Raw genomic sequence first — 10841 nt, 5'->3', positions numbered from 1 at the left:
CCTAGGCTAGGAGATTCGAACTCAGCTGAAGGCGGCCGAGATCCAGCGGGGGCGACTGGGTCGAGCCGGCCGCCGAGAGCGTGCGTTTCGGAGACCACGCGCGGACCTGGATCGATGATCGTGTTCTCAAGCCGCGCTCGGAGGGCCTCTATCGGAGCCTGCTCAAGAACCACCTTGCTCCCACGTCCGGCGGGCATGCCCTCTCCGAGATCAAGGAAGCCGACATCCGGGCTGGCGGAAGGAACGCCTCGGCGTGGCCGGTCAGTCCACGGTAGGCGTACCAGCTCCTCAAGTCGATCATGAACACCGCTCTGGACGACGAACTGATCCGGCGCAACCCCTGCCGCATCAAGGGAGCGGGCACCCCGGACACCCCCGATCTCACCGGGGAAGGTGGTGCAGCTCCTCAGAGCGACCCCCGAGCGATGCCGGGAGCTCGCTGCTCGGCGCCTTCACCACGCTCCGCTGGGGCGAACCGGCCGGTCTCCGTCGCGACTCCTCGACCTGGAGGCGGGGGTGGTGCGGGTCGTCGTCGGCCCCGAAGGCGCCCGTCTACGCCGCTCAGCTTTTCGGAGAACGTGGAACAAGGCGAGAGCGGCCATCGGGTGAGCCGGATCTCCATTTCCACGATCTCCGGCACGGCGGCAACACCCTGGCGCCAGCCCGAAGGAGCTCATGGCCCGCATGGGTCACGCCTCGACCCGGGCCGCGCTCATCTACCTCCACGCCACCCGGGACCGGGACGAGGTGATCGCCAAGGCCCTGGGCTCCGCCTTCGAGGAGGCCATGAGCGGGCACACCGGAACCCCATCGGGCACGCAAGATCGACGACTAATTTCAGAAACATCAAAGGCCAGGCCCCACACCGTGGGTGACCTGGCCTTTCGATGTTGGAGCGGACGACGGGAATCGAACCCGCGTAGCCAGTTTGGAAGACTGGGGCTCTACCATTGAGCTACGTCCGCGCGCGCCGGTCGGCATCTGGTCTAGACTTCTTCCGGCCGTCAATGCGTAAGCGTACCGGAGATCTCGGGGCGTCGGCGCCAGGCGGCCAACGGGGTGTGGCGCAGCTTGGTAGCGCACCTGCTTTGGGAGCAGGGGGCCGCAGGTTCAAATCCTGTCACCCCGACACACGTTGTCGGTTGCGGGCGAAAGGTAATAATTCCCGTCCGCAATCCCCTCGCCCGAGATCGGGCATCGCGTCGTAAACGCCGACGAACACTACCTTTCCGCGCCGATGACTCGGCTTCTTGACGATCGGTGCGGGCTTGACCCTGCAATCCACCGCGCAAAGGGCCGTACAGTCTGGGAAAAGGCATGAAATGCCGTGGTTGTCCTCCCTACGATGCGGAAGAGATGAACCGGAACAGCGTGATCAAGACGCCGGCGCCGGGTGACCGGCTCGAGTGGCGGCAGGCTTCGGCGGCCTCCGCCCAGGAGCGGCTGGCTTATCTCAACGAGGCCAGCCGTCGCATCGGGACGACCCTCGATCTGGGCGAGACCAGCCGTGAGCTGATGGACGTCGCCGTGCCCAGGTTCGCCGACACCTCGGCGATCATGGTGCAGGATCGGCTGGTCATCGACGGGGAGTTTCCGTCGCGGCCCGTCGACGGCACGGCGCTGGTGCGGCGGGTGGCCATCGGGGTGGCCGAGGCCGATCCGACCGAGTGGGTCGAGGCGTTTCCGATCAACGAGGTCACCGTCTATTCGGCGCAGTTGCCGCAGGCGCAGTGCATGTCGACCGGGCATCCGATCATGTATCCCGAGCTCGACGAGCACACCGCCGAGATGATCGGGGCCAGCCTCGACCGTGACGTGGTGGCCAAGCTGCTGGTGGGCGGGTCGTTCATCGCCGTGCCGCTGAAGGCGCGGGGGCGGGTGCTCGGGTGCGCGATCTTCAGCCGCAACCCGGGCGGGTCGCCGTTCGAGGAGGAGGACGTCGCGGTCGCCGAGGAGCTGGCCGCGCGCACCGCCGTCTGCATAGACAACGCGCGTCTGTACGCCCGGGAGCGGCGCACCGCCCTCACGCTGCAGAGCAGCCTGCTGCCGGCCGACCTGCACCAGCCGCTGGGCATGGAGATCGCCTCGCGTTACCTGCCGGCCAGCGACCTCATGGGGGTCGGCGGCGACTGGTTCGACGTCATCCCGCTGCCCGGGTGCCGGGCGGCGCTCGTGGTGGGCGACGTCATGGGGCACGGCACGCGGGCCGCGGCCACGATGGGGCAGCTCCGGACCGCCGCGCGCACGCTGGCGTCGCTCGACCTGCCGCCGGACGAGGTGCTGTTCCGGCTCAACCGGATGAGCCAGGACCTCGACCCGACCCAGATCGCCACGGCGGTCTACGCGACCTACGACCCGGTGACCCGGACCTGCGCGCTGGCCCGGGCGGGGCACGTCCCGCCGGTTCTGATCCATCCCGACGGACGTACCGAGATCATCGAACTGCCCTCGGGGCTGCCGCTGGGGATCGGGAACGACCCGCTGGAGACGGTGGAGATGGTGCTGCCGTCCGGGGGCATTCTCGCCTTCTACACCGACGGCCTGGTGGAGAGCCGGGCCAGAGACATCGACCTGGGGATCATGGCGCTGCGCCGGCTGCTGTCGGCGCCCGACCAGGATCTGGAGGAGATGTGCGACGTGACGATCAACAGTCAGCGACCCGGGCACGAGCGCGACGACATCGCGCTGCTGCTTGCCCGGGTCCATGAACTCGCGCCCGACGAGATCGCCTCCTGCTCGCTGCCGGCCGATCCCCGTTTCGTCAGCCACGCCCGGCGGTTCGTCCGGGCGACGCTGGCCGAATGGGGGCTCGGCGCCGTCCGTGACACCACCGAGCTGGTCGTCAGCGAGCTGGTGACCAACGCGCTCAAGCACGGCTGGCCGCCGATCGAGCTGAGGTTGCTGAGGGGCCGGGGCAGAACCCTGGTCTGCGAGGTCGCCGACGGCTCGCCCACCGTCCCGGCGTTGCGCACTCCGACTTCGGAGGACGACACCGGGCGCGGGCTGCAGCTCATCAAGCGGCTCACCTACCGGTGGGGCACGCGCCCGACCCCTCTCGGGAAGATCGTCTGGGTGGAGCAGCGGCTCCCCTAGACTCCGCTCCCCCTACGCGATGCTGCCGCGCGGCGGCACCACCAGGCCGTAGATCACGACCACGGCCAGTGCGACGACGATGAGGGACCAGATCGGGAACGCCCCGGCGTAGGCGAACTGGCCCAGGATGACCAGTGCCGCCAGGACGATGCCCAACATGCGGGCCCACATCGCGCCTTGGAGAATGCCCACGCCCGCGATGACCATGAGGACCCCGGCCACCAGCCAGATGATGCCCCATGACGTGAGGTTGAAGATCAGCACGCCGGATGACCCGACCACGAGGTAGTGGCTCTTCAAGATCGCGGCGAACCCGCCGACGATGTTGAGCAGCCCTACCACGATGCCGAGGATCCCGGCGAAGCGCAGCCAGTTGGAGGGGTGCGGCAGTCGTCCGCCCGAAGTGGGTGTCGTGGATGCGGTGGTCAACGCGACCAGCTCCTTCCTCGTCGACTAGCAATTGCCACCATAACCACATAAACCGCCACAAATGCCTCACATGGCGCACTATTGGCGATGCGAGGCTTTCTTTTGAGAACCCCACGGGTATTCCCGGTGCATTGAGGCCGGGGGGACACGCGAATGCCGAAGGCGACGTGGATCAGGCTGCTGGCATTGGTTTTGCCCGCTTTGGTGGTGGGTGTCGGCTCGGGTCTCCTCCTGTACGGCGTCACCGCGCTTGCCGAATGGTTGGAGCGCCTGATCTGGCCCTCATTCGAGTGGTGGCGCATTCTGCTCGTCCTCACCCTCGCCGGAACCGTCACGGGGCTGCTGATCTGGCGCTTTCCCGGGCACGCCGGGCCCGACCCGGCCACCGAGGACCTCGTGGCGCCGCCGATGCCGGCCTGGGTGGTGCCCGGGGTGCTGCTGGCGGCGGTCGTCACCCTCTCGTGCGGGGTGAGCCTGGGACCGGAGAACCCGATCACCGCCGCCAACGTGGCGCTCGCCTTCGCGGCCGGACGCCGGCTCCTCCCGACCGTAGAGAAGGACGTCTGGATGGGCCTCGGCGCGTCGGCGACCATCGGGGCGCTGTTCGGCAGCCCCATCGCCGCCGCGCTGATCCTGTCGGAGCTGCCGCTGGGCCGGCCCGGGACGCCGTTGTGGGACCGGCTCTTCGCGCCGCTGCTGGCGGCCTCGGCCGGAGCGCTGACCACCATCTCCCTCGCGGGGCAGACCCTGCATATGAAGGTGCCCGGCTACCCGGGCTTCCGGCTCGCCGACCTGGTCTCGGGGTCGGTCATCGCGGTCGTCGGCACGGGTCTGGGACTGCTCGCGGTCTACGCCTTCCCGTACGTCCACGCCGCCTTCCACCGCATGCCCCACCCGGTGCTCATGGTCACGGCGGGCGGGCTGATCCTCGGCGGCCTCGGCGTCGTCGGCGGCGAGGTGTCGATGTTCAAGGGGCTGGCGCAGGCCGGGGAACTCATCCGGGGCCACCACGCCACCGCGACGGTGATCCTGGTGCTCCTGGTGAAGCTGGTCGCGCTGACGGTGGCGGCGGCGTGCGGGTTCCGGGGCGGGCGCATCTTCCCGGCCGTCTTCATGGGGATCGCGCTGGGCGTGGCGGCCAACGCGCTGGTCCCGGAGGTGTCGCTGGCGCTGGCGGTGACCACGGGGGTGCTGGGCTTCGTGCTGGCGATCACCCAGCACGGATGGCTGAGCCTGTTCGCGTCGATCGCCATCGTCGGGGAGATGGCGCTGCTGCCCGTGGTCTGCGTGACGATTCTGCCCGCGTGGTTGCTGGTGACGGGCAAGAAGGAGATGGTCGTCCCAGGGCACATGCCAGGAATGCCCTAAATTGTCACTTTGGTCCGGACCCCCATGACGTGGGCTCGTGTTCGGGTTACCGTCGAATTGTGACGATCGGAATCGAGGACGCCTACCGCCGGGCCCTGGACGCCTTCGGTATTCGCGTCCACCTCATCAAGCCCGGCCAGTGGGACCTCCCGACGCCCTGCGTCGACTGGGACGTGCACGCCCTGGTGAACCACCTCGTCTACGAGTCGCTCTGGGCGCCCGAACTGCTCTCCGGCCGCAGCCCGGCCGAAGTGGGCGACGTCTTCGACGGCGACCTCATCGGCGACGACGCCGTCAAGGCGTTCGACTTCGCCGCGCACGCCGCCGTGACCGCCGCCTCGGCGGAGGGGGTGCTCGACCGCACCGTGCACCTGTCGTTCGGCGACGTGCCGGGGCGCGAGTACGTCACCGAGTTGTTCGCCGACGCGCTGATCCACACGTGGGACCTGTCGAACGCCATCGGCGTGGCCGACCGGCTCGACCCGGAACTCGTCTCGCTCTGCGCCGCCTGGTTCGCCGACTGCGAGGAGGGCTACCGGAGTTCGGGCATCATCGGCGGGCACGTGCCGGTGCCGGAGAACGCCGACGCGCAGACGCGGCTGCTGGCCGCCTGGGGACGCCGGGCGTACTGACTAACGCCCCGTGGGGCGCTTGCCGTGGTTGGCCTTCTTCTTGCGGCGGGCCTTGGACTTGCGCTGTCGTTTACCCATCCGCCCACTGTGCGCTTCCTGCGGACACCTGTCCACCTCCCATGTTCCAACATTTTCTATGCGATGATTTGTTGGAACGTGTTGAGAGGAGGGGCTCGTGCTGGCGCAGCAACGGCAGCAGGCGATCCTCGAACGGGTCCGGCGCACCGGCGGGGTGCGGGTCGCCGAGCTCGTCCGCGATCTGGGCGTCTCCGACATGACGATCCGCCGCGACCTTGAGGCGCTGGCCGATCGGGGCCTGATCGAGAAGGTGCACGGCGGCGCCACCGTCGCCGGGCCGGGGTCGACCGAGGAGCCCGGGTTCGCGGCCAAGTCGGTGCGGCAGCAGCCGGAGAAGGAGGCCGTCGCCCGCGCCGCCGCCCACCTGGTGCGGCCGGGCAGCGCGGTCGCCCTGTCGGCCGGCACCACGACCTGGACCTTCGCCCACCATCTCGTCGACGTGCCCGACCTGACCGTCATCACCAACTCGGTCCCGGTGGCCGAGGTGTTCCACCGGTCGGGGCGGCCCGGCCAGACGGTCGTGCTGGTGGGGGGTGTACGGACCCCGTCCGACGCCCTCGTCGGCCCGATCGCGGTCCAGGCGATCAGATCGCTCAACGTCGACACGCTCGTCCTGGGGGTGCACGGCATGAACGCGCGGGCCGGGTTCACCACGCCCAACCTGCTGGAGGCCGAGACCGACCGCGAACTGGTGGCCGCCGCCCAGCAGCTCGTGGTGCTCGCCGACCACACCAAGTGGGGCACCGTCGGCATCTCCACCATCGCCCCGCTCGACCGGGCCAACGTCCTGGTCACCGACTCCGGCCTTGACAAGGAGGCACGCGACGAACTGGCCGGCCACGTCGGCGAGCTGATCGTCGCCGACCCCGCATGAACCGCCACATGACCCACCTGGCCGACGGCCGGGAGCTCGTCTACTTCGACCTCCACGAGCGCGACCACTCCGCCAAGGACCTGCGCGACCTGCCGCCCCGGCCGGCGCCCTCGGAACTGCGGCACGACCCGGTGCTCGACGAGTGGGTGGCCGTCGCCGGCCACCGGCAGACCCGCACCCACCTTCCCCCGCCCGAGGAGTGCCCGCTGTGCCCCGGCCGCCCGTGGTCGGAGATCCCCTCGGCCTACGACGTGGCCGTGTTCGAGAACCGGTTCCCCTCGTTCAGCGGGCCCATCGGGCGCTGCGAGGTGGTCTGCTTCACCGACGACCACGACGCCTCGTTCGCCGACCTGAGCGACGAGCGGGCCGCTCTGGTCATGGACGCCTGGGTCGACCGCACCCGGGAGCTGTCCCGGCTCGACGGGGTGGAGCAGGTCTTCTGCTTCGAGAACCGGGGCGCCGAAATCGGCATCACTCTGCCCCATCCGCACGGGCAGATCTATGCGTATCCCTATGTGACACCCCGCACCCAGCGGATGCTCACCGTCGCCCGGCCCGGCTCGCTCGCGGCCGTGGTGGCGGAGGAGCGCGCCGGGGAGCGGGTGGTCGCCGCGAACGACCACTGGACGGCCTTCGTGCCGAAGGCCGCCCGGTATCCGTTCGAGGTGCACCTCTATCCCCACCGGCAGGCGCCCGACCTGCCCTCGCTCACTCCCGAGGAGCGGGCGGCGTTCGGGCCGCTCTACACCGGGGTGCTGCGGGCCCTCGACGGGTTGTTCGGGGTCCGTATGCCGTATGTGGCCGCGTGGCACCAGGCGCCGGTCCGATGGGGAAGGGAGGTGGCGTACGTGCACATGGAGCTCTTCAGCATCAGGAGGGCGCCGGAGAAGCTGAAATACCTGGCAGGTAGCGAATCCGGTATGGGAGCGTTCGTCAACGACGTGCGGCCCGAGGAGGCCGCCTCTATGCTCAGGGCTGCATCAGGAAAGATGGGGCGCCAGATCACGGATTGATCTCCGTATGGTCGCAACTTCAAGTAGCACGTGCCTCGTCTTTACCACTACTATCCACACCAACCCGCCGAGAGCTCGGCGGAATGCCTAATCCCGGGCGTGTCGCCCGGGAGCCGGGGACCCACCAGAACCTGGGGTAAAGGCGCGTTCCGGCGCCCGGGCTGCTCCGCCCGAACCCGTCAGCTAACCCGGCCGGCGCAAGGAGAGGAGTGGGCGCTGCCCGCCACGACGCACCGTCGCACCCACCGGTGGATCCTCCTTCCGGTGGCGGCCCTGGTGGCCGCTTTCTGCGCCGCGCTGGTGCCCGGCCCCGCCGTCGCGGCCCCCAAGCCCGACGCCGACCAACTGCGCAAGCAGCTCTCCGGCCTGGAGAAGAAGGTCAACTCGCTGATCGCCCAGTACCACGCGGCGCGCGACGACCTGGCCGAGGCCAAGAACGCCTCCAAGGCCGCGCAGGCGAAGCTCGACAAGGCGCACGCCGAGTTCGCCGCGGCCCAGCGCGAGATGGCCCGGCTGGCCGGCCTCAGCTACCAGTCGATCCCCGGCAACGGCGGGATCGTGCTGCCGCCCGGCATGGGCATGTCGCCGCTCGCGATGCAGCTCGGCAACGAGCAGGCCGCGATCGTGCGCAACTACAAGCAGAAGGAGCAGGCGCGGGCGCAGGCGGCGACCGAGGCCAAGGGCCTGATCGCCGAGATCGACAAGAAGTCCAAGGACATCGAGAGGCGCCGCGTCGAGGCGGAGGACCTCATCGACGACATCAAGGACCGGCTCGACGACCTGATCCCGATCGGCCCCGGCAAGCTGGCCAACGGCGGCTGGGCCCCGCAGCTGCCGACCGGCGCCGACAACATCACCGCCCGCACCCGCCTGATGCGCGAGCAGGCCAAGGCGGCCTTCAAGCTGCACAACTCCATCGGCTGCTTCCGCGTCGACACGATGGGCGAGCACCCGCTCGGCCGCGCCTGCGACTTCATGATGACCACCGGCGGCGCGATGGCCACCGGCTCGGCCAAGGTCCTCGGCGACCAGCTGGCCGATTGGGCCCTGAAGAACCGCACCAAGCTCGGCGTGAAGTACGTCATCTGGCGCCAGCGCATCAACAGCGGCACCGGCTGGCGCTTCATGAGCAACCGCGGCGGCAACACCGCCAACCACTACGACCACGTGCACATCTCGATGTTCTGAGCCCCGCCCACGCGACCGGCCCGCCCAGACCCCGCGAGCCGGCCGCACCCACCCTGAGCACGCCCCCGCCGGGCGGCTGGAACCGCGTCAGACCCCCGCGTGACAGCCGCCCCACCCAGCGAGTTCTCAGGTAGTACGGCTAGCCTGACCCAAAACCCCCACAAAGCCCATCGAACCCCCCGTAAGCTCTCAAAGACCAACTGCCCCACCCACGATCACGCGGGTGTGCGCGCCCAGCCCCCGCGGTGCGCACGCCCGCGTGATCATCCTTCGGAACCCGAAGTAAGTGATCACCTACAGAAGCGCCCGAAGGTTTACCCGGATTCGATAACGATCATGTTTCGGCATTTATCCGAGCGCTGGTTACACGCACGTGAATTCTGCTGCAAAGAACCGTCCGCCGGATGCGTGCACGAGCCCCCTGCCTGGAGCCCCAACCGCCCCCCACCAGGAAAGTCACACGTCGCACCGTGTTCACCTCCGGCCCCGCCGTCCCCACAGATAAAAGTTTCAACGACAGGCCCGTTGACACCCGACTTATCCCGAAATTAGCTTATGGAACGGTACACCTCGGGACTGCTGTGGCACCTGTGCCAGCTGTGACTCTTCGCAGCCGGCCGGGCGCGGATCCCGACACTCTCCCTCCCATGCCACGCGAGAGGACCAGCGTGAGATCCGCTGATTTTTCCCCGGCCCGCGGCCACCGGGCCCGCCGTCTCGGCGCGGCAGCCGGGCTCACCCCCGAATAGGGGGCCCGGTCTCATATCGACTTCGGTACGGAAGTTGACGTTAAAGCCGAACTAATTGTGTGCATCGCCGGTCATCTCATTCTCTGAGATTCCCGGCACGAACGGCACATTCTTTCGCGTGCGGAAAAGCTCAGGAGAACAAGGTCGTGGGGTCTGATTCTGCGAATTGGCTCGACACCGCCTATGAATGGCTGGTGAGGTCGAGCGCCAACGGGAGCTGGCGGGACATCGTCCCCCTCGGGTTGGCGGGTCTGCTCGTCTGGGGTCTGTGGATCTACCGGGTCGTGCTGTCCCGGCTGGCCAAGCCCGTCGTCAACGGTTACCGCGCGTCCGTCTCGGTCGTGGTGCCGTCGTTCCGCGAGGACGCCGAGATCCTGGTCCGGTGCCTGGGGAGCTGGCTCGCCCAGAACCCGGGTGAAGTGATCATCGTCGTCGACGTCGCGGACACCGAATGTCACGCGAAGCTGCGGGAGGTCAACGACCCCCGGCTGCGCGTGCTCGTCTACGAACACTCGGGCAAGCGCTCGGCGCTGGGGGTCGGCATCCGGGCCGCCCGCGGCGACATCGTGGTGTTCGCCGACTCCGACACCTGGTGGGAGCCCGGCCTGCTCGACGCCGTGCAGATGCCGTTCGAGGACCCGCAGGTCGGCGGCGTCGGCACCCAGCAGAACGTGTTCCAGCGCACCACCAGCGTCTGGCGGCGCATCGCCGACTGGCTGGTCAACCTGCGGTACTACGACTACGTGCCCGCCATGGGCAGCCGTGGTGGCGTGGCCTGCCTGTCCGGCCGCACCGCCGCCTACCGCCGGTCGGCGATCCTGCCGGTCGTCCACCACCTGGAGAACGAGTTCTTCCTCGGCCGCCGCTGCATCGCCGGCGACGACGGGCGGCTGACCTGGCTGGTGCTGGCCTCCGGCTACAAGACGGTGCACCAGTCGTCGGCGCGGGCGATCTCGATGTTCCCGAGCTCGTTCCGGGCCTTCTTCAAGCAGCGCATCCGCTGGAGCCGCAACTCCTACCGCTGCTACCTGACCGCCCTGTGGAAGGGCTGGTTGTGGAAGACGCCGCTGGTCACCAAGGTCACCGTGCTGCAGATCCTGCTCACCCCGGTCACCATGGGCGTCACGCTCGGCTACCTGTTCTTCAGCCGCCTGGAGCTGACCCCCTGGGGCATCGGCACCTGCGTGGGCTGGCTGCTCATCGGCCGCGGCATCCGCGGCTGGTCGCACCTCAAGCGCCACCCGCAGGAGATCCTGCTGCTGCCGCTGACCACCCTGGTCATCATCGGAATCGCCCTGCCGATCAAGCTCTACGCGTTCATCACCATGAACAAGCAGGGCTGGCTGACCCGCAAGGCCGACCAGGCGGGTTCGGAGGGCCAGACGGCCGCCACGCTGCAGGGACTGGCCTGATGGCC

At 68.9% G+C, this 10841-nt stretch carries 9 protein-coding genes, 2 tRNA genes and 1 riboswitch; of the genes, 8 read left to right on the top strand and 3 right to left on the bottom strand.

The annotated features are described in order from the left end of the window. Window positions 1-891: 891 nt before the first annotated feature. A tRNA-Gly gene (locus AW271_RS35835) sits at window positions 892-965 on the bottom strand. 90 nt (window positions 966-1055) lie between these two features. On the opposite strand from AW271_RS35835, the gene AW271_RS35830 reads away from it, so the two are divergent. Next, window positions 1056-1129: transfer RNA gene (locus AW271_RS35830), tRNA-Pro, on the top strand. A 227-nt stretch (window positions 1130-1356) separates the two neighbouring features. Next, a complete protein-coding gene (locus AW271_RS35825) occupies window positions 1357-3093 on the top strand; it encodes an ATP-binding SpoIIE family protein phosphatase (protein ID WP_062342393.1) in 1737 nt (578 codons plus the stop codon). A 12-nt stretch (window positions 3094-3105) separates the two neighbouring features. Here AW271_RS35825 and AW271_RS35820 read toward each other — a convergent pair whose 3' ends face one another. Continuing rightward, entirely contained in the window at window positions 3106-3522 is a 417-nt protein-coding gene (locus AW271_RS35820) for a DUF7144 family membrane protein (RefSeq protein ID WP_062342391.1), read from the bottom strand. Window positions 3523-3675: 153 nt separating this feature from the next. Here AW271_RS35820 and AW271_RS35815 point away from each other — a divergent pair, with 153 nt between their 5' ends. Both AW271_RS35815 and AW271_RS35810 read left to right on the top strand, forming a co-directional pair. Next, a complete protein-coding gene (locus AW271_RS35815) occupies window positions 3676-4890 on the top strand; it encodes an ion channel protein (RefSeq protein WP_062342389.1) in 1215 nt (404 codons plus the stop codon). 59 nt (window positions 4891-4949) lie between these two features. After that, window positions 4950-5522, top strand: a complete 573-nt coding sequence (locus AW271_RS35810) for a TIGR03086 family metal-binding protein (protein WP_062342387.1) — start codon at window positions 4950-4952, stop codon at window positions 5520-5522. On the opposite strand, the gene AW271_RS43305 is transcribed toward AW271_RS35810, so the two are convergent. After that, on the bottom strand, window positions 5523-5600 hold the full coding sequence (locus AW271_RS43305; protein ID WP_407929421.1) for a 50S ribosomal protein bL37: 78 nt from the start codon (window positions 5598-5600) through the stop codon (window positions 5523-5525). A 97-nt stretch (window positions 5601-5697) separates the two neighbouring features. Here AW271_RS43305 and AW271_RS35805 point away from each other — a divergent pair, with 97 nt between their 5' ends. The 4 genes from AW271_RS35805 to AW271_RS35790 all read left to right on the top strand — a co-directional run bounded on the left by AW271_RS35805 (window position 5698) and on the right by AW271_RS35790 (window position 10836). Next, the gene (locus AW271_RS35805) at window positions 5698-6474 is read left to right on the top strand and encodes a DeoR/GlpR family DNA-binding transcription regulator (RefSeq protein ID WP_062342385.1); all 777 of its coding nucleotides are present in this window, start codon (window positions 5698-5700) and stop codon (window positions 6472-6474) included. Continuing rightward, window positions 6471-7487: a galactose-1-phosphate uridylyltransferase gene (locus AW271_RS35800; RefSeq protein ID WP_062342383.1), complete on the top strand. Its 1017-nt coding sequence runs from the start codon at window positions 6471-6473 to the stop codon at window positions 7485-7487. Before AW271_RS35805 ends, AW271_RS35800 begins: the two co-directional genes overlap by 4 nt. 74 nt (window positions 7488-7561) lie before the next feature. Further along, a riboswitch (cyclic di-AMP (ydaO/yuaA leader) is annotated at window positions 7562-7699 on the top strand. Window positions 7700-7751: 52 nt separating this feature from the next. Further along, window positions 7752-8675 carry a coiled-coil domain-containing protein gene (locus AW271_RS35795; protein ID WP_062342381.1) on the top strand — a complete coding sequence of 308 codons (924 nt, stop codon included), beginning with the start codon at window positions 7752-7754 and terminating at the stop codon, window positions 8673-8675. Window positions 8676-9570: 895 nt separating this feature from the next. Next, window positions 9571-10836 (top strand): glycosyltransferase family 2 protein, encoded by a 1266-nt coding sequence (locus AW271_RS35790; RefSeq protein ID WP_083977728.1) that lies wholly within the window; start codon window positions 9571-9573, stop codon window positions 10834-10836. Window positions 10837-10841: the final 5 nt, after the last annotated feature.

Source organism: Herbidospora sakaeratensis (assembly GCF_001570525.1).
GTDB classification, from domain to species: domain Bacteria; phylum Actinomycetota; class Actinomycetes; order Streptosporangiales; family Streptosporangiaceae; genus Herbidospora; species Herbidospora sakaeratensis.
This window is presented reverse-complemented; position numbering and strand designations above follow the sequence as displayed.

Excerpts from the sequence above, each read along its gene's own strand:
- AW271_RS35825 (WP_062342393.1), top strand. The coding sequence starts at position 1,357 with ATGAACCGGAACAGCGTGATCAAGACGCCGGCGCCGGGTGACCGGCTC.
- AW271_RS35815 (WP_062342389.1), top strand. The coding sequence starts at position 3,676 with ATGCCGAAGGCGACGTGGATCAGGCTGCTGGCATTGGTTTTGCCCGCT.
- AW271_RS43305 (WP_407929421.1), bottom strand. The coding sequence starts at position 5,600 with ATGGGTAAACGACAGCGCAAGTCCAAGGCCCGCCGCAAGAAGAAGGCC.
- AW271_RS35800 (WP_062342383.1), top strand. The coding sequence starts at position 6,471 with ATGAACCGCCACATGACCCACCTGGCCGACGGCCGGGAGCTCGTCTAC.